Source organism: Nocardioides sp. Soil_C_8, from assembly GCF_057656315.1.
The window spans coordinates 1,735,101-1,757,110 of the sequence record NZ_JBDGKQ010000001.1 but is presented as its reverse complement, the minus strand read 5'-3'; the positions used below and the strand labels follow the sequence as shown (position 1 = coordinate 1,757,110).

At 72.3% G+C, this 22,010-nt stretch carries 23 protein-coding genes; 14 read left to right on the top strand and 9 right to left on the bottom strand.

Annotated elements, in window-relative coordinates; all coding sequences use genetic code 11:
• Window positions 1-78 precede the first annotated feature (78 nt).
• The 4 genes from AC3A3L_RS08610 (at window position 79) to AC3A3L_RS08595 (ending at window position 3,803) form a co-directional block, all read left to right on the top strand.
• Window positions 79-1,026, top strand: coding sequence for a succinylglutamate desuccinylase/aspartoacylase family protein (locus AC3A3L_RS08610; protein WP_487639579.1), 948 nt, complete (start codon window positions 79-81; stop codon window positions 1,024-1,026).
• Window positions 1,027-1,046: 20 nt separating this feature from the next.
• On the top strand, window positions 1,047-2,258 hold the full coding sequence (locus tag AC3A3L_RS08605; protein WP_487639578.1) for a cysteine desulfurase-like protein: 1,212 nt from the start codon (window positions 1,047-1,049) through the stop codon (window positions 2,256-2,258).
• 158 nt (window positions 2,259-2,416) lie between these two features.
• Window positions 2,417-2,764, top strand: coding sequence for a PadR family transcriptional regulator (locus AC3A3L_RS08600; RefSeq protein ID WP_487639577.1), 348 nt, complete (start codon window positions 2,417-2,419; stop codon window positions 2,762-2,764).
• Window positions 2,757-3,803 carry a hypothetical protein gene (locus AC3A3L_RS08595; protein ID WP_487639576.1) on the top strand — a complete coding sequence of 349 codons (1,047 nt, stop codon included), beginning with the start codon at window positions 2,757-2,759 and terminating at the stop codon, window positions 3,801-3,803. Before AC3A3L_RS08600 ends, AC3A3L_RS08595 begins: the two co-directional genes overlap by 8 nt.
• Here the strand turns inward: AC3A3L_RS08595 and AC3A3L_RS08590 are convergent.
• Window positions 3,788-4,033, bottom strand: a complete 246-nt coding sequence (locus AC3A3L_RS08590) for a hypothetical protein (protein ID WP_487639575.1) — start codon at window positions 4,031-4,033, stop codon at window positions 3,788-3,790. The two genes, AC3A3L_RS08595 and AC3A3L_RS08590, sit on opposite strands and share 16 nt — an antisense overlap.
• Before the next feature lie 124 nt (window positions 4,034-4,157).
• The gene (locus AC3A3L_RS08585) at window positions 4,158-4,847 is read right to left on the bottom strand and encodes a slipin family protein (RefSeq protein WP_487639574.1); all 690 of its coding nucleotides are present in this window, start codon (window positions 4,845-4,847) and stop codon (window positions 4,158-4,160) included.
• Between the two features lie 379 nt (window positions 4,848-5,226).
• Here AC3A3L_RS08585 and AC3A3L_RS08580 point away from each other — a divergent pair, with 379 nt between their 5' ends.
• Window positions 5,227-6,267 (top strand): DNA polymerase IV, encoded by a 1,041-nt coding sequence (locus tag AC3A3L_RS08580; RefSeq protein ID WP_487639573.1) that lies wholly within the window; start codon window positions 5,227-5,229, stop codon window positions 6,265-6,267.
• Here the strand turns inward: AC3A3L_RS08580 and AC3A3L_RS08575 are convergent.
• The 4 genes from AC3A3L_RS08575 to AC3A3L_RS08560 form a co-directional block, all read right to left on the bottom strand.
• A complete protein-coding gene (locus AC3A3L_RS08575) occupies window positions 6,264-6,974 on the bottom strand; it encodes a ZIP family metal transporter (RefSeq protein ID WP_487639572.1) in 711 nt (236 codons plus the stop codon). The two genes, AC3A3L_RS08580 and AC3A3L_RS08575, sit on opposite strands and share 4 nt — an antisense overlap.
• 19 nt (window positions 6,975-6,993) lie before the next feature.
• Window positions 6,994-8,472 carry a peptide MFS transporter gene (locus AC3A3L_RS08570; RefSeq protein WP_487639571.1) on the bottom strand — a complete coding sequence of 493 codons (1,479 nt, stop codon included), beginning with the start codon at window positions 8,470-8,472 and terminating at the stop codon, window positions 6,994-6,996.
• A gap of 76 nt (window positions 8,473-8,548) precedes the next feature.
• A complete protein-coding gene (locus tag AC3A3L_RS08565; RefSeq protein WP_487639570.1) occupies window positions 8,549-11,092 on the bottom strand; it encodes an ABC transporter permease in 2,544 nt (847 codons plus the stop codon).
• A gap of 3 nt (window positions 11,093-11,095) precedes the next feature.
• A complete protein-coding gene (locus AC3A3L_RS08560; protein WP_487639569.1) occupies window positions 11,096-11,872 on the bottom strand; it encodes an ABC transporter ATP-binding protein in 777 nt (258 codons plus the stop codon).
• Between the two features lie 115 nt (window positions 11,873-11,987).
• Here AC3A3L_RS08560 and AC3A3L_RS08555 point away from each other — a divergent pair, with 115 nt between their 5' ends.
• On the top strand, window positions 11,988-12,590 hold the full coding sequence (locus AC3A3L_RS08555) for a LysE/ArgO family amino acid transporter (RefSeq protein WP_487639568.1): 603 nt from the start codon (window positions 11,988-11,990) through the stop codon (window positions 12,588-12,590).
• Window positions 12,591-12,706: 116 nt separating this feature from the next.
• Window positions 12,707-13,120 (top strand): DUF1801 domain-containing protein, encoded by a 414-nt coding sequence (locus AC3A3L_RS08550; protein WP_487639567.1) that lies wholly within the window; start codon window positions 12,707-12,709, stop codon window positions 13,118-13,120.
• A gap of 9 nt (window positions 13,121-13,129) precedes the next feature.
• Here AC3A3L_RS08550 and AC3A3L_RS08545 read toward each other — a convergent pair whose 3' ends face one another.
• Entirely contained in the window at window positions 13,130-13,321 is a 192-nt protein-coding gene (locus AC3A3L_RS08545; protein WP_487639566.1) for a hypothetical protein, read from the bottom strand.
• 65 nt (window positions 13,322-13,386) lie between these two features.
• On the opposite strand from AC3A3L_RS08545, the gene AC3A3L_RS08540 reads away from it, so the two are divergent.
• Entirely contained in the window at window positions 13,387-14,013 is a 627-nt protein-coding gene (locus tag AC3A3L_RS08540; RefSeq protein WP_487639565.1) for a hypothetical protein, read from the top strand.
• Here the strand turns inward: AC3A3L_RS08540 and AC3A3L_RS08535 are convergent.
• A complete protein-coding gene (locus tag AC3A3L_RS08535) occupies window positions 14,003-14,959 on the bottom strand; it encodes a helix-turn-helix transcriptional regulator (RefSeq protein WP_487639564.1) in 957 nt (318 codons plus the stop codon). The genes AC3A3L_RS08540 and AC3A3L_RS08535 overlap by 11 nt on opposite strands.
• Before the next feature lie 97 nt (window positions 14,960-15,056).
• On the opposite strand from AC3A3L_RS08535, the gene AC3A3L_RS08530 reads away from it, so the two are divergent.
• Entirely contained in the window at window positions 15,057-15,740 is a 684-nt protein-coding gene (locus AC3A3L_RS08530) for an alpha/beta fold hydrolase (RefSeq protein ID WP_487639563.1), read from the top strand.
• Window positions 15,741-15,752: 12 nt separating this feature from the next.
• On the opposite strand, the gene AC3A3L_RS08525 is transcribed toward AC3A3L_RS08530, so the two are convergent.
• A complete protein-coding gene (locus AC3A3L_RS08525) occupies window positions 15,753-16,727 on the bottom strand; it encodes a serine/threonine-protein kinase (protein ID WP_487639562.1) in 975 nt (324 codons plus the stop codon).
• Between the two features lie 170 nt (window positions 16,728-16,897).
• Here AC3A3L_RS08525 and AC3A3L_RS08520 point away from each other — a divergent pair, with 170 nt between their 5' ends.
• From AC3A3L_RS08520 to AC3A3L_RS08500, 5 genes are all read left to right on the top strand, one after another.
• Window positions 16,898-17,257, top strand: a complete 360-nt coding sequence (locus AC3A3L_RS08520; protein ID WP_487639561.1) for an ArsR/SmtB family transcription factor — start codon at window positions 16,898-16,900, stop codon at window positions 17,255-17,257.
• A 16-nt stretch (window positions 17,258-17,273) separates the two neighbouring features.
• Entirely contained in the window at window positions 17,274-17,765 is a 492-nt protein-coding gene (locus AC3A3L_RS08515) for an SRPBCC family protein (protein WP_487639560.1), read from the top strand.
• A gap of 35 nt (window positions 17,766-17,800) precedes the next feature.
• Window positions 17,801-18,364 (top strand): dihydrofolate reductase family protein, encoded by a 564-nt coding sequence (locus AC3A3L_RS08510; protein WP_487639559.1) that lies wholly within the window; start codon window positions 17,801-17,803, stop codon window positions 18,362-18,364.
• A gap of 58 nt (window positions 18,365-18,422) precedes the next feature.
• A complete protein-coding gene (locus AC3A3L_RS08505) occupies window positions 18,423-20,264 on the top strand; it encodes a Na+/H+ antiporter (protein ID WP_487639558.1) in 1,842 nt (613 codons plus the stop codon).
• An 83-nt stretch (window positions 20,265-20,347) separates the two neighbouring features.
• Window positions 20,348-22,009 (top strand): NAD(P)/FAD-dependent oxidoreductase, encoded by a 1,662-nt coding sequence (locus AC3A3L_RS08500; RefSeq protein WP_487639557.1) that lies wholly within the window; start codon window positions 20,348-20,350, stop codon window positions 22,007-22,009.
• Window position 22,010 lies beyond the last annotated feature (1 nt).

The window sequence follows — 22,010 nt, the reverse complement described above, 5'->3', positions numbered from 1 at the left end:
TCGCCCCGGCCCCTCCGGCTCCCCCGGGAGGTGGTCGGGGCGAGCCTGCAGCCGTACGTCCGCCACTAGGCTGGCCTGGTGCCCCGCGAATCGTTCGCCATCGGCGGCGTGCGGATCCGCGCCGGATCCGTGCGCGCTCTGGAGCTGCCGATCACCCGGCTCGTGACCGGCGCCGACGTGACGCTGCCGGTGCGGGTGGTCCACGGCCGCGAGGACGGCCCCCGCATCTGGATCGACGCCGCCATCCACGGCGACGAGGTGGCCGGCGTCGAGGTCGTCCGCCAGGTGATGGCCGGGCTCGACCCCAAGACGTTCCGCGGCACCCTCGTCGCGGTCCCGATCGTCAACGTCCTCGGCTTCATGAACGGCGACCGCTACCTCCCCGACCGCCGCGACCTCAACCGCTCCTTCCCCGGCTCGGCGCGCGGCTCGCTCGCCAGCCGGATCGCCCACCTCCTCATGCGCGAGATCGTCGCCGGCTGCGAGGTCGGCATCGACCTGCACACCGGCTCCGACCGCCGCAGCAACCTGCCACAGGTGCGCGCCGACCTCGACGACCCGCGCACGCGCGAGCTGGCCGCGGCCTTCGGTGCGCCGGTGATGCTGCACGCCCGGATCCGCGACGGGTCGCTGCGCCACGCCGCCGGTGAGCACGGCGCCAAGGTGCTGCTCTACGAGGCGGGCGAGCCGCTGCGCTTCGACGGGTACGCCGTCGAGGCCGGCGTGGTCGGCGTACGCCGCGTGCTGGCCGCGCTCGGGATGACCGAGCCGGTCGACGAGGCCCCGGTCGAGCCGAGCCTGGAGTGCCGCTCCAGCGGCTGGGTCCGCGCCCGCCGCACCGGCATCCTGCACCTCGACGCGCACCTCGGCCAGAAGGTCAGCGACGGCGAGCGGCTCGGCACGCTCTTCGACTCCTTCGGCAAGACGCTGCGCGCCGTCTACTCCAACCGCGACGGCATCGTGATCGGCCGGACCGAGGCCCCGCTGGTCAACTCCGGGGACGCCGTGGTGCACATCGCCGGCTGAGCGTCTGGTTGAGTGCGGGGGTGCCCGCCCCCGACACTGCTGCCTTCGACGTCGCCGCCTTCCGCGCCGGGTTCCCCTCGCTCGACTCGGGGATCGCCCACTTCGACAACCCCGGCGGGACCCAGACTCCGCGCGTCGTCGGTGACGCCATCGTCCGGACGCTGACCGGCCCGCTGTCCCAGCGCGGCTCCGCCCTCGTCAGCCAGCGCAACGCCGAGGACGCGGTGGCCGGCTACCGCTCAGCCGTCGCCGACCTCGTCGGCGGTGACCCGCGAGGCGTGGTCCACGGCCGCAGCGCCACCGCGCTGACGTACGACGTCTCCCGCACGCTGGCACGCACGTGGTCGCCCGGCGACGAGATCGTCCTCTGCGAGCTCGACCACGACTCCAACGTCCGGCCGTGGATCCAGGCCGCCGAGCGGGCCGGCGTGACGGTGCGGTGGCTGCGGCTCGACCCGGCGACGGGCGAGCTCGACCTGTCCTCGCTCGACGAGATCACCTTGCGCGCCCGCCTCGTGGCGCTCACCGCGGCCTCCAACCTCCTCGGCACCCGGCCGCCGGTCGCCACCGTCGCGGCGCGGGCGCACGAGGTCGGAGCGCTGGTCTACGTCGACGCCGTCCACCACACCGCGCACGCGGCGCCGGACATCACCGCCATGGGCGCCGACTTCCTGGTCTGCTCGGCCTACAAGTTCTTCGGCCCCCACTGCGGCTCGCTCGTCGCGGACCCCGCGCTGCTCGAGACGCTGCGGCCCGACAAGCTGCTGCCCTCGACCGACGTGGTGCCCGAGCGGTTCGAGCTCGGCACGCTGCCGTACGAGCTGCTCGCCGGCGTCACCGCGGCGATCGACCTCATCGCCTCGGTCGGGTCGGGCGACTCGCGGCGCGCGCGGCTGGTCTCGGCGGCGGCGGCGATCGCCGACCACGAGCTGCGGCTGAGGACGCGCATCGAGTCCGGGCTCGCGGACCTCGGCGACCGGCTCACCCTCCACTCGCGCGCGGCCGACCGGACCTCGACGCTCTTCCTCACACTTCGCGGCCACTCGCCGGCCGACGTCTTCGAGCACCTCGCCAAGCGCGACGTGCTCGTGCCGGCCGGCACGTTCTACGCCCACGAGACCTTCCGCGCCCTCGGCCTCACCGTCGACTCGGGGCTCCGGATCGGGCTCGCGGCCTACAACGACGACAGCGACGTGGACCGGCTGCTCGAGGGGCTGACGGAGATTCTCTGACGGCGCAGGTTTCGCCGGGGGTCTCACCGGCCAGCGGGCGACTCGAGCGGACCATCGTCCGCTCGACGCACGCCATGGCGTGCGTCGAGCGTCCACGGCGTGCGACAAGTGAGCCGGTCGCACGCCAACGTACCTAGATATGTGCTGTACTTAGATACATGACCGATGCAGCCCAGTGGCCCGCGCCCTGGGTCCGTGCCGCGCTTGATCTCGCCGTGCTGGCGAGCCTCACCGCGGGTCCGCTCCACGGGTACGCCATCGCCCAGGCGCTGGCGGCACACGGCTTCGGACTGCTCAAGGGCGGCTCCCTCTACCCGGTGCTCAACCGACTGGAGGAGGCCGGCGACGTCGCCGCCTCCTGGGTGGAGGGGCAGGGCGGCCCGGGGCGCAAGGAGTACGAGCTGACCGCGCGCGGGCGCGAGCGGCGGGAGAGCGAGCTCGCTTCGTGGCGGGCGCTCGGCGACACGTTGACGACGATGAGCACGGGGGAGATCAGGAATGGCTGAGACCGACCAGACGCTGGTGAGCACCTACGACGCGTTCAGCGCCGCGCGCGGCGAGGAGATGGACCATCTCTGGGCGTTCTCGGTGTCGTGGAAGCTGATGATGAACGACGTCGAGGTGGAGCAGGTCCGCGAAGGCCTCGAGGAGGCGCTCGCGCTCGTGCGCGAGACGCAGGAGTCTCCCGAGGACCTGTTCGGCGACCCGAAGGAGCACGCCTCCGAGCTCTATCGACGCTGGAAGTCCGAGGGGCGGCTGCGGCTGACGCACGGCGAGAAGATCGTCGCCGCTCGCAGCATCCCGGCGTCCGGCCTGCACGCCGGCGCGTGGCTCGCGCTCGCGCTGGCGCTCCTGGAGCTGGTCGACGGTGACGACCTGCCGGCGACCTTCCTCGCTCTTCCGGTCGGGCTGGGGTTCGCCGCGGTCGGGGGTCTCGCACTCTGGGAGCGCGCCTCACGGCGCTGGGCGACGCCGGTCGCGGTGGCCGTGATGACGGCCGCCACGCTCGTGTTCGCCCTCGTCATGGCCAGCGTCCTGCAGTCCACGGATGCCTCGCTCGGCTCGGCCATGCCGTGGATCCTCGTCGGCGAGGCCGTCGTGCTGTGGTTCCTGGGTCGCTGCTTCACGGTCCTGGCCACGGCGGAGGCGGTGGTCGCGGCGCGCGACGGGCTGGATGACGAGCAGTGGGTGGAACGCTTCTCGGGCATCCTCCGTGGACCCGGGTGGACGCCCGACGCCCGGGTGCGCGAGATCGTGGCCGAGGCTCGGAGCCACGCGGCGGAGACCGGTCGCACGCTCACGGAGGAGTTCGGCACGCCCGAGCACTACGCCAGCCAGTTCGGCATGGACCGAGCCCGCCGCAGCCGGTTGACGATCGCCTTGCTGGCGCTCCTGATCGGTCTCAACGTGGCGCTCCAGCTGGACGGGTGGTCATGGACCGGCAGCGCGGCCGTCCTGCTCCTCGCGTGGATGACCTGGCGGGAGTACCGCACGTACCGGAAGCACCGGGAGCGCCGAGGAGCCGGGACTCAGTCGGCCCGGTGACCACCGTCGACCTGCTCGGAGAACTCATCCGAGCCGGCGCCTGCCTCGTGGGCTCGTGAGTCGACGTCGTCGGTGTCCACGGTGTCTCCGACCGTCGCGTTGCCGGCGGGCTCGGCATCGAGCGCGCGCTGCCGGTCGGCGTCGCTGACGCGCTCGCCCGCACCGGGGAACGCCGACTCCTCCGGGTGCTCGGCGTAGGGGTCGGGCCCGGCCTGCTCGTCGCTCGTCATGCCCTCGACGGTACGCCGCCGGCGTACCGCAGCGTCCCTCCCCAGGGGTGGCGGCAGATCGCACGCGGAACTGTCCGCACCGTGCAATCTGCCGCCACCCCCGGCCGCCCCCGGGCGGCGGGCGTCAGTCCTCGCGGGCAGCCGGCCGCCCGGACTGCACCAGCTCGACGCGCGAGCCGGGCGGCAGCGCCTGGACCAGCCGCAGCTGCGCGAGCGACGGGTGGTCGTCGAGCAGCTTCGCGCCGTTGGCCAGCGACCGGAGCGCCGCGGTCTCCGCACGCGCCGCCTCGAGCTGCGCCTGCGCGCGGTGACGGCCGACGACGAGCTCGGCGTACGCCGCCCGCAGGTCACCCGGCAGCACGACGTCCTTGACGACGACGTCGACGAGCCGGATGCCGACCTCGGCCGCGGCGGTCGCCGCCTGGTCGCGGACGCCGTCGGCGAGCCGGGTGCGGGGCGCCCGGACGAGCGCCTCGGCCTCCTGCGCGGCCAGCACGTCGCGCAGGCCGAGCTGGACGGCGAGGTAGACCGCGCCGACGGGGTCGCGGACGAGCTCGGTGAACGCGACCGGGTCGGCCACCGTCCAGCGGAAGACGGCCGAGACCTTCGCCGTCACGCCGTCGGCGGTGAGCACCTCCTGCGTCGGGACGAGGTCGATGCGCTCACGCAGGTCGACCACCTGGAGCTCGGCCCGGCGTCGTACGACGTGACGACCGGACCGCAGCACCTCGGTGGGCTCCCCGTCGACGCGCACGAGGCACGCCTCCCAGGGCTGGACCGTGTGGGTGGGGAAGAAGAGGGACTTCAGGGACATGGCGGACCTCCTTCGCGGAGAGCGGTAGGTGGATGGGTGGGTGTGGGTGGGGCATCGGGGGAGATGGTGGCCGGCGACCACAGCGGCGAGCGGGGACAGGACCCGTCGTGCTGACCGGATCCGCCTCAGGGCTCACTACTGAGCGTCGTCACCGGCCACCACCTGTGGGAAGTGAGAGTCGAACTCACAGGAGTGAACAGCTCCGATGCCATTGCCGTGGAGGGCAGTCTGGCGAGGTACGACGCGCGGAACGGGGCCCGGAACGCCGGCCTCGCCGCTGATCTCGCCGTGGACGAGGGTAGGCGCCGGCGCACCCGCACCGCACCCGGTTTTCCGCCGGGCCCGAGCCGCTGTCGGAGCACCCGGCCAGAATGGGCGGATGCCGCACTGGGTGCTCCACGTCGACATGGACCAGTTCCTCGTCGCCGTCGAGCTGCTGCGCCGTCCGGAGCTGGTCGGGCTGCCGGTGGTGGTCGGCGGGCGGGGCGACCCGACCGAGCGGGCCGTCGTGTCGACGGCGTCCTACGAGGCCCGCGCGCACGGCGTACGCAGCGGGCTGGCGCTCAAGCTGGCCAAGCGGCGCTCGCCCGACGCGGTGTTCCTGCCGGTCGACTTCCCGGTCTACGAGGAGGCGTCGGCGCGGGTGATGGAGACGCTGCGCGCGACGCCGGGCGCGGTCGTCGAGGTGCTGGGGTGGGACGAGGCGTTCGTCGGCGTCGAGACCGACGACCCGGTCGCCACCGCCCGGCAGGTGCAGGCCGCGGTGCTCGAGGCGACCGCCCTCCACTGCTCGGTCGGCATCGGTGACACGCTGGTCAGGGCCAAGATCGCGACCGACTTCGGCAAGCCCCACGGCGTCTTCGAGCTCACCCGCGACAACTGGATGGAGGTCATGGGCGAGCGGCCGACGACCGCGCTGTGGGGCGTCGGCACGAAGATCTCGAAGCGGCTCGAGACGATCGGCATCCGCACCGTCGCCGACCTCGCGGGCGCCGACGAGGAGGCGCTCGTCGCGGCGTTCGGCCCCACCAACGGCCCGCACCTCGGCCGGCTCGGCCGCGGCGGCGGCCGCTCCCGTCCCGACGACACCCCGTGGGTGGCGCGCGCCCACGGCCGCGAGACGACCTACCAGGCCGACCTGCTCACCCACGACGACGTACGTGCTGCGCTGCGCGAGCTCGCCCTCCGCGTCGTCGACGACGTCCGCAAGGAGCGGCGGGCCGTGCAGCGGGTGCACCTCAAGATCCGCTTCGCGCCGTTCTTCACCTTCACCCGCATCCGCAAGCTCGCCGAGCCGACCTACGACGTCGACGTGATCACGCAGACGGCGTTCGACCTCTACCTCGCCCTCGACGACGACCGGCCGGTCCGCCTGCTCGGGGTGCGCGGCGAGATGGTCCCGCCGGAGGGCGGCTACTAGCCACCGAGCAGCGACAGCCCTGCGGCGAGCGCGAAGCCGACGACCGTGGCCAGACCCGCCCAGTCCCTCGCCTTCTCCTTGGCCTCGGGCACCATCGAGTCGATCAGCATGGTGAGCAGCGCACCGGCGGCGAAGCCGTCGACGAACGCCTGACCGTCGCTCGTCACCGTGTCGGCGAGCGCGGTGCCGCCGACGGTCGCGAGGGCGCAGCAGGCGGCGACCGCCGTCCACAGGACGACGACCGAGCGCCGCGAGCGGCCGGCGGACCGCATGTCGGCGGCCGATCCGATCGCCTCGGGCAGGTTGGAGGCGAAGATCGCGACCACGAGCGCGGCGCTGACGCCCTCTCCCGACGCGATGCCGATGCCCAGCACCGCCTGCTCCGGGATGCCGTCGAGGAACGCACCCACGGCCAGCGGGGCTCCCGCGGACGACCCACCCCTCCGGCCGCCCCACCTCTCGACGAGCCGGTCGGCGACGAAGTAGGTCAGCCCGCCCAGCGCCAGCCCTGCGGCGACGGCGTACCCGCTGCCGATCCGCAGGCCCTCCTCGGCCAGCTCGAAGGAGACGCTGGCGATGAGCGCGCCGGCGCCGAAGCCGAGCACCAGCCCGACGACGGTCGCCGGCCACGGGCGGACGAGCGCGAGGAGGGCACCGAGCACCAGCGAGCTGGCGGCCAGTGCTCCCCACCCGAGCGCCTCGATCATCCGAGCAGCATGCCAGCGCTCAGTCGACGCCGGCCATGAGCCGGTGGATCGGCTTCGACGCGAGCATCACGATGACGCCGGTGACGACCGATGCGAGGCCGATCCAGATGAAGAACGGCGCCTCGTCGTTCGGGTCGTAGTAGCCGGCCAGGGTGCCCGCCAGGGCCGTGCCCAGCGCGATGGAGAGGAAGTAGAGCGCGACCATCTGCGTCAGGTACTTCTTCGGTCCCAGCTTGGTCGTGGCGCTCAGGCCGACCGGGGAGATCAGCAGCTCGGCCACGGTGAAGAGGAAGAGGATGCCGACCAGGCCGATCAGCGGGGCGGCGTTCTCGCCGGGCGGCATCAGCAGGAAGGCGAAGAACGCCACGCCCATCAGCGCCGTGCCGGCGCCGAACTTGATCGGCGTGATCGGCTGGCGGTCGCCCAGCTTGGTCCACAGCGCGGCGAAGACACCTGCCAGCACGATGATGAAGACCGGGTTGATGCTGTTGACCCACGGGATCGGCATCTCCCAGCCGAACAGGTCGCGGTCGAGCCGCTTGTCGGCGTAGAGGGTCACGACGGTGAACTGCTGCTGGTAGAGCGACCAGAACACGACGTTGCAGACGAAGAGCGGGATGAACGCCAGGATCCGGCTGCGCTCGACGCCGTGCACGTCCCTGTCGGAGAGGATCCGGGCGAAGTACGCGATCGCGGCGAGCAGGCTGATGCCGATGACGATGTCCGACAGCCGGTCGGCGGTGATGACCTCGACCCAGACCAGGACGCCGACCAGCGCCAGCGCCACGACGGCGCCGACGACGTACGCCACGCGCCGGTCGGCCGGCAACGGGTTGGCGACGTGGTGGGTCTCCTCGGGGAGGTTCTTGCGCGTGAGGGCGTACTGGGTGAGGCCGATCGCCATGCCGATCGCCGCGGCGGCGAAGCCCCAGTGGAAGCCGGCCTCCTTCTGCAGCAGGCCGGTCAGCAGCGGGCCGAGCAGGGCGCCGATGTTGATGCCCATGTAGAACAGCGAGAAGCCCGCGTCGCGGCGCGGGTCGTGCTCGTCGTACAACGACCCGACCAGCGACGTGGCGTTGGCCTTCACGCCGCCGGAGCCGAGCGCGATCAGCACCAGGCCGAGACCGACGCCGGCGAGGTCGGGCACGACCGCGAGGGCGATGTGGCCCGCCATCACGCAGATCGCGGCGTAGAACAGGGTGCGCTCGGGGCCGATCAGCCGGTCGGCGAGCCAGGCACCGAGGATCGTGGAGAGGTAGACCGCACCGCCGTAGGCGCCGACGATGCCGGTCGCGACGGCCTCGTCGATGCCGAGGCCGCCCTCCGCGGCTGAGTAGTACAGGTAGATCAGCAGGATGCCCTGCATGCCGTAGAAGCTGAACCGCTCCCACAGCTCCACCCCGAACAGGTTGGCCAGGACCCGGGGCTGCCCGAAGAAGCCGGTGTCGGAGCGGCTCTGCGCGCCGCTCCCCTGCGTGTTCTGTTGTAGGTCACTCACCTCTCCACGGTGCCACCGTTCCCCGGGCGTGTCAGCACCCGGGGTCCGGAGGGGTGAGCCGGCTCACCAGCAGCGGCTACTCCGTGGCGATCGCGTCGAGCACCTTCATCCGCGACGCCCGCACGGCGGGGACGATCGCGGCCAGTACGCCGAACACGACGGCGATGACCAGGAAGACCACCAGCGACCCGAGGGGCAGCGACAGCACCGTGAGGTCCTCGGACAGGGACTGGCGCAGCGCGATCCCGATGAGGAGCCCGACCGCGAGGCCGAGGACCGCGCCGAGCACCGCGATGGCGATCGACTCGAGGGTGATCATCCGGCGCAGGCGTCGCCGCGAGAGGCCGACCGCCCGCAGCAGGCCCACCTCACGGGTCCGCTCGATGACGCTGAGGCCCAAGGTGTTGACGATGCCGATGACCGCGATGATCACCGCCAGCGCGAGCAGGCCGTAGATCATGAACAGCAGCTGGTTGACCTGCTGCTTGATCAGCTCGGAGAAGCCCTCCTTGTCCTGCACCGTCACGATCGGGAGGTCCTCCACGACCTCGTCCAGCGCGTCGTGGACCTGGTCGACGTCGGCACCCTGCGCGACGTTGATGCTCAGCATGCTGTCGTTGCGGCGCAGACCGGCGTCCTCGAGCACGCTGATCGGCATCGTGACGCCGTTGGTGATCGGGGTGTCCTCGAAGATGCCGACGACCTCGAGGTCGACGGTCTGCCCACCCGGGAACGCCACCGGCAGCGTCGTACCGACGTCGGCGTCGAGGTCACCCGCCGTCGACTCGCTGAGGATGACCTGGTCGCCGCTCATCTGCTGGGTGCCGCGTCGCATGTCGAGCTGGTAGATGTCGGCGAAGGAGTCGTCGACGCCCGCGACGAAGCTCTGGTCCTGCTTGACCAGCGCCACCGAGCCCTGCATCCGCGAGACCGTGCCGACGCCGTCGACCTGGGCCATCTCGTCGCCCACCTTGGTGGGGAAGCCCTGGAAGCTCGGGGACTGGACCAGGAAGTCGCTGCGGAACTCCCGGTCGACGAGCTCGTCGTTGGTGGCGCTGAGCGAGGAGGCCAGCACACCGACGGCCGAGACGACGGCCAGGCCGATCATCAGGGCGGACGCGGTGGCGCCCGTGCGGCGCGGGTTGCGCAGCGCGTTCTCGCCGGCGAGCTTGCCGGTGGTGCCGAAGATCTTGCCGAAGACGGTCCGGCAGGCCAGCAGCACCGGGCGTCCTAGCACCGGCGCCATGACGGCCACGGTGATCACCCAGATGACCGCGCCCGCGCCGATCCACGCCGGGTCGGCACCGGGCGCGCCGACCAGGCCGGCACCCATGAGCGCGGCGCCGACGAGCAGCGCGATCGTGCCGAGCACGAGCCGGCGACGACCGAGCGCCTTCTCCTGCACCGTCAGGTCGTCGCGGAGCGCGGCAACCGGCGGCACCTTGGCCGCCCGCCGGGCCGGCACGAAGGCCGCGACCATGGTCACGCCGATGCCCACGGCGTAGGCCGCGATGACGGTCGCCGGCGTCAGCACCAGCACGTCACCGGCGATGTCGAGCCCCTGCGAGCGGAAGATCGCGGCGAGGCCGCGCGACAGGCCGAGGCCGAGCAGCAGGCCCAGGGTCGAGCCCAGCAGGGCCATGAGGAAGGCCTCGACCAGCACCGACCGGGTCACCTGGCGACGGCTCGCGCCGAGGGCCCGCAGCAGCGCCGACTCGCGCACCCGCTGCGAGACGAGGATCGAGAAGGTGTTGAAGATGATGAAGGCGCCCACGACGATCGCGATCACCGCGAAGGCGATCAGGAAGTAGCCGATGACGTCGAGGAACTGGCCGATCTGCTCGTCGGACTCGTCGATCACCTCCTGGCCGGTGACGGCGGTGAAGCCGTCGGGCAGGACGGTCTTGGCGGCGTCGGCGAGCTCGGTCTGGCTGACGCCGTCGGCCGCCGTGAGGGTCACGGTCGTGAAGGCGTCCTGGCCGTCGAGGAAGACGTCCTGCGCCTGGCTCGTCTCGAGCAGCGCCAGCGTCGCGCCGGCGGTGCCGCCGCCGTTGAAGTTGGAGGTGCCGACGAGCTCGAACTTCTTGCGCAGCTCGCCGGTCGGCATCAGCAGGGTGACCTGGTCGCCCAGCTCGTAGCCGCCGCGCTCCGCGGACGAGACGTCGAGGTTGATCTGGCCGGGTGCGTCGGGCCACCTGCCCGACTCCAGGAGCAGGATCGGGTCACCGGCGACGTTGACGCTGTCGTAGTAGTTGAACACCAGGGTGGGGGCGCCGGTCCCGCCGACGAGCTTGCCGTCCTCGCCGAGGAGGTAGGCACCCACGCCGTCGACCGAGCCGTCGGCCGCGGCGACCTCGGGCAGCTCACTGAGCCGCTCGACCACCGCCGGCTTCACCAGCTTGGTCGTGCCGGCGCCGGAGGCCTGGAAGGACACCTCACCCTCGGTGCGGACGAGCGCGTCGGAGGTGGACCCCTCGATGATGTTGTCGAAGGTCGCGCCGAGGCCGTGGCTGAAAGTGAGGACACCGGCGAGGAAGCCGATGCCGAGCACGATGGCCAGCGTGCTCATCACCAGGCGGACCTTGCGGGCCACCAGGTTGCGCCAGGTGAGTCGGAGCACCGCTCAGCCCGCCTTGCGCGCAGCGGCGTCCGAGAGGGCGCCCATCCGCTCGAGGATCGCGTCGCGGTCGGGCTTGCGCAGCTCGTCGACGACCTTGCCGTCGGCGAGGAACAGCACCCGGTCGCTGTAGGACGCGGCGACGGGGTCATGGGTGACCATGACGACCGTCTGGCCGAACTCGTCGACGCTGCGGCGCAGGAAGCCCAGCACCTCCGCCGAGCTGGTGGAGTCGAGGTTGCCGGTGGGCTCGTCGGCGAAGACGATCGACGGCCGGCTGACGAGCGCCCGGGCGCACGCGACGCGCTGCTGCTGGCCGCCCGACATCTCGCTGGGGCGGTGGCCCAGGCGGGGTCGCAGGCCGACGGCGTCGATGACCTGGTCGAACCACCCCTGGTCGGCCTTCTTCCCGGCCAGGTCGAGCGGCAGCAGGATGTTCTCCTTCGCCGTCAGCGTGGGCACCAGGTTGAACGCCTGGAAGACGAAGCCGATGCGGTCGCGGCGCAGGTTGGTCAGCGCCTTGTCCTTGAGCCTGCCGAGCGAGGTGCCGTCGACGACCGCCTCGCCCGAGGTCGGGGTGTCGAGAGCCGCCAGGCAGTGCATCAGCGTGGACTTGCCGGACCCCGAGGGCCCCATGATGGCGGTGAACTCCCCCTTCATCAGGTCCACGGTGACACCGTCGAGGGCCCGGACCTCGGCCTCCTCCGAGCCGTAGACCTTCACCAGGTCGTGTGCACTTGCCGCGACGCCGTCCGGCGCCCCTCCCGTGGGCTGCTCAGTCATGGCTGAAGTCTGGCAGGGGGCTCGGACGGCCTGCCATGGGATAACACCCGCAGGCGACCCTGACACTTGTCAGGGGTGGACCGGGGTCGGCACCGGTGGCCCTAGGTTGTCACGCGTGGGAGACGTCGTCGCGGGCCTGCTCACCGGCTGGTCCCTGATCGTGGCGATCGGCGCCCAGAACGCGTTCGTGCTCCGGCAGGGCCTGCGCCGCAGCCACGTCGGGACGGTCGTCGCGATCTGCGCGCTGTCCGACGTCGTCCTCATACTGGCCGGCGTCGCCGGCATCGGGGTCCTGGTCGACCGCGCGCCGTGGGCGGTCGAGGTCGTCCGGTGGCTCGGCGTCGCGTTCCTGACCGTCTACGGCGTGATGTCGCTGCTGCGGGCCCGGCACCCGCAGGCGCTGGACGCCGAGGGCGGGGCGGTCGAGGCGCGCCGCGGGGTGGTCGCCCGCGCGGTCGCCCTCACCTGGCTCAACCCGCACGTCTACCTCGACACCGTGCTGCTGCTCGGGTCGGTCGCCGGGACGCACGGGACGCCCGGGCGGTGGTGGTTCGCGGTCGGCGCGTGCGTGGCGAGCATCGCGTGGTTCGCCGGTCTCGGGTACGGCGCCCGGCTGGTCGCCCCGCGCCTGGCCAGCCCTCGCGCGTGGCAGGTGCTCGACGTGCTCGTCGGCCTGGTGATGCTGTCGATCGCCCTCCGCCTCGCGATCGGGGCCTGAACGTCGTACGCCCCCCTGCCGGGGTAGTTCACCGGGAAGTGGCTGTCACAAGGACCCCCGGACGACCGTTTCCCGGTGGACTACCGGGCGAGGCGGCGGGGGACGACACTGGTGGCATGAGCGACCGCAAGACCAAGCCGAACGACACCTCGGTCGAGGAGGTCATCGATCGCGCGGCCGACGAGCGCCGGCGCGACGACGCGCGGGAGGTGCTCGACCTGATGCAGGAGGTGACGGGCGCCGAGCCGGTCGTGTGGGGGCCGTCGATGATCGGGTTCGGTCGCCAGCCCTACACGACCGCCGACGGCAAGGAGCACGAGTGGTTCGCCGTCGGCCTCGCGCCGCGCAAGGCCGCGCTCACGCTCTACGGCCTGACCTTCTACGGCTCCAACGAGGACCTGCTCGAGCGGCTGGGACCGCACACGACCGGCAAGGGGTGCGTGTACGTCAAGCGCGTCGGCGACCTCGACCGCGCGGTCCTCACCGAGATGATCGACCGGGCCTGGCGGGAGAACCACCGGCCGGGGTAGGTGCGCGGGTCAGGAGTCCTGGGGAGCCCGGTTCATCTCGGCCGCCTCGCGGGCGACGGCCTCGTCGTGGCGGGCGAGGAGGCGGTCGCGGACCTCGGACGGCTCGTAGTCGCGACGCACCCGCTCGTCGCGGGCGACCGCGGCGCCGGTGGCCACGCCGGCCAGGATCCCGGCGAGGCCGATCCACTTCCACACGCGCATGGCCCGAGCCTAGCCGGGCGCCGACGGAGTCGGGCCGGAGCGGGCCGATCGTGCAGACTGCGCGCATGACCCTGAGCCTCGACCAGGCGGTGGACCTCACCCGCAGCGGCGACATCTGGTTGTTCCGCGGTCGTCGGGCACCGGACCGGGCGATCCGCGCGGTCACCAACTCACCGGTCAACCACGTCGGCATGGCGGTGGTCGTCGACGACCTGCCGCCGCTGATCTTCCACGCCGAGCTCGGCAAGAAGCAGATGGACATGTGGACCGGCGGCCACCACCGCGGCGTGCAGCTGCACGACCTCCGCGAGGCGGTCGGGCGGTGGCAGGGCGAGTACGACCAGGACGCCTGGGTCCGCCAGCTCGACCCGCAGATCGGCCAGCCCGAGGAGGACGGGATGCTCCGCACGATCGCGCGGCTCGACGGCGTCTCCTTCCCCAGCCTGACCCGGTTGGGCGCCAGGTGGCTCCGTGGTCGCGACGCCTACGTGCCGCGGCGCAAGCGCGGCCAGCGCGTCACCCCGGAGGCGGCGTTCTGCGCCGAGATCGTGGCGTCCTGCTACATCGAGATGGGCATCCTGCGCGACGACCGGCGCGCGACCTGGTACGACCCGGGCAAGTTCTGGAGCGGCGACTACCTGCCGATCTCGCCGGGCTGGACGCTCGGCAAGGAGGTGGCGGTCAGTCGCTGACCGACCGCGCCAGCCGCTCGGCCACCACCGCCACCGCCGCCCGGAGCTCCGGGCCGCCCACCACCGTGAACGGGAAAGGCACGTGGGCGAGCCACTCGCCGGCGTACGCCTCGGGGTTGCTGGTGCTGCCCACCAGCTCGCACCGGCCGTCGGGCAGCTCGCGCAGGTCACCCAGCGTGGGCCGGATCCACGGCCGCACCTCGGCGAGCGGGACGTCGAAGACGAGGTGGGTCTCGTGCTCCCACCCCTTGCCGAGGTTGGCCTCGAGGGCAGCGGCCGGGTCGAGGTCGGCGGGCACGTCGAAGGTGCCGTCGAGCTGCTCGACCCCGGTGATCCGGTCGATGCGGAACGTCCGCAGCGCGTCGGCGTGGTGCGAGTGGCACAGCAGGTACCAGCGGCCGTAGCGCACCACCACCGACCACGGGTCGACCTCGAACGTCCGCGCGTTGCCGGCTGCCGTGCGGTAGCCGATGCGCACCTGCTGCTGGGCGGCGACCGCGGCGACGAGCCCGCTCGTGACGTCGGGGTCGGGGCGTACCGACGAGCGCTCGGGCACGGTGCGCGCGGTCTCCCGCACCGCGGACGCCTGCCGCGCGACGTTGGTCGGCAGCACCCGGAGGATCTTGCCGAGCGCGGAGCCCACCGGGTCGGCGGGGTCGGCGACCGCGTGGTGCGAGTCGAGCGCGGCCATCACCAGGCCGAGCGCCTCGGTCGCCGAGAAGACCAGGGGCGGGAGCCGGAGGCCCCGCCCGAGCGTGTAGCCGCCGTAGGGCCCGCGCGTCGACTCGACCGGGATGTCGGCCTCGCGCAGGATCGCGACGTAGCGCCGGGCCGCGCGCTCGGTGACGCCCAGGCGCTCGGCCAGCTCGGCAGCGGTGACCCCGGGGCGCGCCTGCAGGACGTCCAGCGCCCGCAGGGCCCGCGCGGTCGGGCTGATCTCACTCATCCGGACATGGTCCCACCGGTTCCGGACGTAGAGCGTCCGGAATGGCCCCTAGCGTTGGTCGGTGAGGGTCGAACGCAACCGAGATCAAGGAGAACTCATGGACATCGTGCTCATCGCCGGACTCTGGCTCGACGGATCGGCCTGGGACGACGTGCTGCCCGAGCTCGAGCGGCTCGGCCACCGCGGCATCCCGGTGACGCTGCCCGGCCAGGGCGACGGCGCCACCTCGGCGACGTACGACGACCAGGCCGCCGCGGTCGTCGCCGCCGTCGACGCGGCCGACGGGTCGCCGCTCGTCGTCGGCCACTCCGCCGCGTCGACGCTCGCGTGGGTCGCGGCCGACCGGCGCCCGGACGCCGTGACCGGGGTCGTGCTGATCGGCGGCTTCCCGACCACGGGCGGCAACGCGTACGCCGACTTCTTCGAGGCCGACGGCGAGGGCGTGCCGTTCCCCGGCTGGGAGCCGTTCGCCGGCCCGGACTCCGACGACATGTCGCCCGAGCTGAAGGCCGAGGTGGCCGCGTCCACCCATTCGGTGCCGGTCGGGGTCACCAAGGGGACGGTGCAGTGGACCGACGAGCGTCGCCACGGCGTACCTCTCACGCTGGTGTGCCCGGAGTTCAGCCCCGCCCAGGCGCAGGAGTGGATCGACTCCGGCGACGTGCCCGAGCTGGCCGACGCCACGGCGCTGGAGCTCGTGGACATCGAGTCCGGACACTGGCCGATGTTCACCCAGCCGGCCGCGCTCGCCGAGCTGCTCGACGCGGCGACGAAGCGCTGAGCCCGGGGGTCCTCAGTCGAGGAGCTCCTCGGGCGCGGCCGCCATGGTCGGGATCTCGGCGGGCGCGCGGTCGGCCGGCTTGACGGCCTCGAGCGGCGTCGACGGCGTCAGCGGCGTGACCGGCAGGACGACGTAGCCGCTGGGCACGCCGGAGGCGAGGTCGACGTCGAGGCCCGCGAGCTCGGCCGGGGCCACGCCGAGCAGCACGGCGACGGCCAGGGCGTTCTCGGGGCGGGCCCCGGGATCCTTCTCCAGCAGGCTCGCGACGACGTCGCGGAGGTCCTCGGGCACCTCGTCGTCCAGCGGCGGCGGGGGCTCGTTGACGTGGCACATCGCCGTCGCGATCGGGGTGCCGCGGTCGAAGGGCCGCTTGCCGGTGAGCATCTCGTGGGCGACCACGCCGAGGGCGTAGAGGTCACTGGCGCCGGTGGCGGGCTGCCCGATGGCCTGCTCGGGGCTGATGTAGTTGGGCGTGCCGAGCATCTCGCCGACCCGGGTGTGGCCGATGGTGTCGATCGCGCGGGCGATGCCGAAGTCGGTGAGCTTCACCAGCCCGTCCTCGCGGACGAGGATGTTGGCGGGCTTCACGTCGCGGTGGACGACGCCGGCCTCGTGGGCGGTGCCGAGCGCCAGCGCGGCCTGGCCCAGGATCGAGCGCACGGCCTCGGGCTGCATGGCCCCCTGCTCGCGGATGATCGCCGACAGGGGCAGCCCCTGGACGAGCTCCATCACGAGGTAGGTGAGGTGGTCGTCCTCGCCGTAGTCGAAGACGGTGGTGATGTTGGCGTGCAGGAGGGCCGCCGAGTGCAGGGCCTCGTCGCGGAAGCGCTCCGCGAAGATCTCCTCGTTGTCGGGGTCGGCGCGCATGACCTTGACCGCGACCTCGCGCTTGAGCACGTCGTCGAGGGCCCGCCACACGTCGGCCATGCCGCCGGACGCGATGCGGTCCTGCAGGACGTAGCGGTCCCCGAGACGGAGTCCTTCCACGAGCCTGTGCATCGGGCGTTGCCCCACTTCTCTCGAAACAGGTGCGCAGCAGCGCACCAGCGGCCGAGGTTACTCCGACTTCCGCGCGATCCAGCCTTTTCCGCGACGAGGCCCACCCGCGTGGGTGAACCTCTTGACAACGTACAACCGATCGGTTGTATGTTGGTCCTGTGAACGAGACCGACGAGGACCGGGCGGACGCCTGGTTCCACGCGCTCTCCGACCGCACCCGCCGCGACATCCTGCGGCGCGTGCTGGCTGGCGAGCACTCGGTCTCCTCGCTGGCGCGCAGCTACGACATGAGCTTCGCCGCCGTCCAGAAGCACGTCGCGGTGCTCGAGCGCGCGGGCCTGCTGACCAAGCGTCGGCAGGGTCGCGAGGCCCTGGCCAGCGGCGACGTGGAGGCCGTGCGCTCGGTGGGCGCGATGCTCGGCGAGCTCGAGGGCCTCTGGCGCGGCCGGATCTCCCGGATGGACGAGCTGTTCACGCAGGACCAGCACGAGCACGACGACCGACCCGACCCGACCTGAGAGAACGGACCGACCCATGCCTGTCACCGACGTCCAGCACGACCTCGACGCCCTCACGCTGACCATCACCGCCGACTTCGCCGCTCCCGTGGAGCGCGTCTGGGAGGTGTACGCCGACCCGCGCCAGCTCGAGCGGGTGTGGGGGCCGCCCGGCTACCCCGCCACCTTCGTCGACCACGACCTCGTCCCGGGCGGCCGGATGAATTACTACATGACCAGCCCCGACGGCGAGAAGTACTACGCCTACTGGGACGTCACCGGCGTACAGGAGCCCGAGCGCTTCACCTTCCGCGACGGCTTCGCCGTCGACGAGACCTTCGCCCGCAACACCGACATGCCGGAGTCGTCCGCGGAGTACACCTTCGCCGGCACGGACACGGGCACCGAGGCGACCTTCGTCTCGACGTACGCCACCGCCGAGGCCCTCCAGAAGGTGCTCGACATGGGCGTCGTCGAGGGATCGACCCTCGCCATCAACCAGATCGACGACCTGCTCGCCGCCTCCTGACCTCTCCTCCACCAACTTCCGAAAGGCCCCAGCCCATGCGACCCATCGTCATCACCACGTTCATCTCCCTCGACGGCGTCATGGACTCCCCCGGAGGGGGCGACTACGTCCACGGCGGCTGGACCTTCAAGGACGTCCCGTTCGACGAGGCGGCCTACGAGATCAAGGGCCGGGAGATGGGCGAGGCGAGCGCGCTGATGTTCGGCCGGCAGTCCTACGACGAGTTCGCCCCCGTGTGGCCCTCGATGGAGGAGTTCGCCACCTACAACGCCATGCCCAAGTACGTCGTCTCCACGACCCTCGACGGCGACACCGCGCCGTGGGGTGCCGGCGAGGTCACGGTGCTGTCGTCGCTCGACGACGTCGCCGCGCTGAGGGAGAGCGAGGGCGGCGAGATCCACGTCCACGGCAGCGCCCGCCTGGCCCAGTCGCTCGCGGCCGCCGGCCTGGTGGACCGCTACACCCTCCTCGTCTTCCCGCTCCTCCTCGGCAGCGGCAAGAAGCTCTTCGGCGAGAGCGACAAGACCAAGCTCGAGCTCGTCGAGCACGCGGCCTACGGCAACGGCATCACGCTCCAACGCTACGACGTCGTGCACTGAGGCTCCGCCAGCTGGGCGCTCCTCGACCAACCCTCGGTCGAGGGGCAAGAATCACCCGGTGGAACTCGCCCTGCTGCTCGTCTCCATGGCAGCCGTCGTCCTGGCCGCCACCGCCGTCAGCGAGCGGCTGCGCATCCCGGCGCCGCTCCTGCTGGTCGTCGTCGGCGCCGCGGCGGCGTACGTCCCCGGCGTCCCGACGATCCACCTCGAGTCCGAGGTCGTCCTGCTGGGGCTGCTGCCACCACTGCTCTACGCGGCGGCGATCCAGACCTCGCTGGTCGACTTCAACGCCAACCGCGGCACGATCCTCCGGCTCTCGATCCTGCTCGTCGTCGTCACCGCACTGGCCGTCGCGGTGGTCGTGGAGTGGCTCGTGCCGGACCTGGGCTGGGCGGCGGCGATCGCGATCGGCGCGGTCGTCGCACCCCCGGACGCCGTCGCGGCCACCGCGGTGGCCCGACGGATCGGGCTGCCCCGGCGGGTCGTGACGATCCTCGAGGGCGAGTCGCTGCTCAACGACGCGACCGCCCTCGTCATCCTGCGGACCGCGACCGTGGCACTCGCCGCCGGAAGCGTGACAGCCGCCCATGTCGGGCTCGACTTCCTGGTCGCAGCCGGCGGTGGCGTCCTCATCGGCGTCGGCTTCTTCCTCCTCGTCGCCAAGCTGCGCCACCGGATCAGCGACCCGCTGATGGACACCGCGATCTCGTTCCTGACGCCGTTCGCGGCGTTCGTGGCGGCGGAGGAGATCCACGCCTCCGGCGTCATCTCGGTCGTCGTCGCCGGCCTGCTGCTCGGGCACAAGGCGCCGATCATCCAGACCGCGCAGTCGCGGATCACCGAGCGGATCACCTGGCGCACGGTCGCCTTCGTGCTGGAGAACACCGTCTTCCTCCTCATCGGCCTCCAGCTCGACTGGATCCTGCAGGACGTCCACGAGTCGAGCCTCCCGAACACCCGCATCGCCCTCGTCTGCCTCGCCACCCTCGTGACCGTCGTCGTCGTACGCCTCGTCTACATGCAGGCCACCGGCTTCCTCCGGCGTCGCGACCCGATCCCCGCCTCCTGGAGCTTCCTCATCGGCTGGGCGGGGATGCGGGGCGTCGTCACCCTCGCCGCCGCCTTCGTCATCCCCGAGGACGCGCCCCACCGCGAGGTGCTGCTCCTGGTCGCCTTCACCGTCGTGGCCGGCACCCTGCTCGTGCAGGGACTGTCCCTGCCGTTCCTGACCCGCGTCCTCGACGTCCCGGCCCCCGACCCCGCCGAGGACGCCCTCGCCCGCGCCGCGCTGCTCCAGCAGGCCGCGGACGCCGGCTTCAAGCGCCTCGACGAGCTGGAGTACGACGATCAGCACGGCGTGGCCGAGCAGGTCCGGGCCCGCGTCGACCAGCGCACGTTCGCGGCCTGGGAGCAGCTCGCCACCACCGACGGCGAGGAGACGCCCTCCGAGCTCTACGCCCAGATCCGCGGCGAGATGATCGAGGCCGAGCGCGCCAAGGTGCTGCTCGTCCGGGGCAAGGGCAAGGTGCCGTCGGAGGTGGTCAGCCAGGTGCTGGGCATGCTCGACATCGAGGAGTCGATGCTCGACGCCGGCTCGGACGCGCGCGCCGGCGTACGCTCCGGCAGCCTCGCCTTCCGGGGCGGCCGCACCTGCGACGACCTCGACGAGCACCCCCCGGTCGACACCGTCGAGGACCCGGCCTGCGCCACCTGCCTGCGCGACGGCACTCGCTGGGTGTCGCTGCGGCAGTGCCTCACCTGCGGCAACGTGGGCTGCTGCGACTCCTCCGTCGGCAAGCACGCCACCGCCCACTTCCACGAGAGCCTCCACCCCGTCGTGGAGTCCGCCCAGCCGGACGAGTCGTGGCGGTGGTGCTACGTGCACAACCTCACCGGCTGACCGATATCTGAGGACGCCGTGGACGTGGATCGGCCGTATTTCCGTCCACGACGTCCTCAGATATGGGCCACTAGGCTGGTGGAATGGGAGCGCCCGCGATCGTCATCGCCTCGATCCACCACGCGAAGGAGCTGGGCGAGGCGTTCGCCCGCTACGAGCGCGAGTACGACGTCCGCATCGCGACGGACGAGGCCTCGGCCAAGGTCTGCGCGAAGGACCTGCTCACGACCGGGCACCAGGTGGCGCTCTTCGTCGTCGACACCGATCAGGAGCAGGACCAGCTCTACAAGCTCATCGGCGGTACCCGCCAGGCAGTGCCGACCGCCCGCCGGCTGATCGTCACGCACGTCAGCCGGTTCCGCGAGGACAACCAGACCTTCCGCCACGCGGTCGCCGCGGGCAAGGTCGACGCCCTGCTGCTCATGCCGCAGGGACCGCGCGACGAGGAGTTCCACCTCGCCGTGGGCGAGCTGCTCAACGAGTGGAACGCGACCGTCGCCGCGCCGGTCGTCGAGAACGTCCGGATCATCTCGCCGGAGAAGGACGGGCTGACGCGTGACCTGCTCGACTACCTCGCGCGGGTCGGCATGCCCGCCGGGGTGCACCACCCCGACAGCGAGGTGGGTCGCGAGGTGATGGCGGCCTGCCCCGACGACGAGGGCCGGTGGCCGATCGTGTCCTCGCTCGCCGGGTGGTGCGGCCACTGCCCCGACGTGCGGTCGCTGGCCAACCAGCTCTACGGCCGACCCGACGACATCGACGTCGACGAGGTGGTCGACCTCGTCGTGGTCGGCGCGGGACCGGCCGGCCTCGCCGCCAGCGTGTACGCCTCGAGCGAGGGCCTGTCGACCGTCTGCCTCGAGGCGGAGGCCATCGGCGGCCAGGCCGGCACCAGCTCGATGATCCGCAACTACCTCGGGTTCCCGCGCGGCATCTCCGGCATGCGGCTGGCGCAGCGCGCCCGCGGGCAGGCGCTGCGCTTCGGCACCCGCTTCTTCACCGGCTGGCCGGCCACCGGCATCTCGCGGTGCGCGGACGGCGACCACCACGTCGTCCACACCGACGGTGGCGACGTGCACGCCCGCTCCATCCTCGTCTCGACCGGCGTCGACTACCGCCGGCTCGGTGTCGAGTCGCTCGAGGAGCTGGTCGGGCGCGGGGTCTACTACGGCGCTGCCATGGCGGCCGCCCGTGAGCTCGCGGGTGACCACGTCGTGGTCGTCGGTGGCGGCAACTCCGCCGGGCAGGCGGCGATCCACGCCGCCCGCTTCGCCTCCTCGGTCACGCTCGTGGTCCGCCGGCCGGACCTCACCGCCACCATGTCGTCGTACCTCATCAACGAGATCGAGTGGAACCCGCGCATCACCGTCCGCCCCTGCACCCGCGTGGTCGACGGCGGCCCCGACGACGTCGGCCAGCTCGCCTGGCTCGACATGGAGGACGTCGACACCGGTGCGCACGAGCGGGTCGAGGCGCGTGGCCTGTTCCTGCTGCTGGGCGCTGCCCCCGAGTGCGGGTGGCTGCCCGACACCGTGCTCCGCGACGAGCGCGGCTTCGTCCTCACCGGGCGCGACGTGCCGACCGAGCACTGGCTCGACGGCGTGCCGCCCGAGGACCTCGCCACCACGGTCCCGGGCATCTTCGCCGGCGGCGACATCCGAGCCGGGTCGATGAAGCGGGTCGCCTCCGCGACCGGCGAGGGCGCCTCGGTGGTGTCCTCGGTCCACGCCTGGCTCGGCCAGTAGC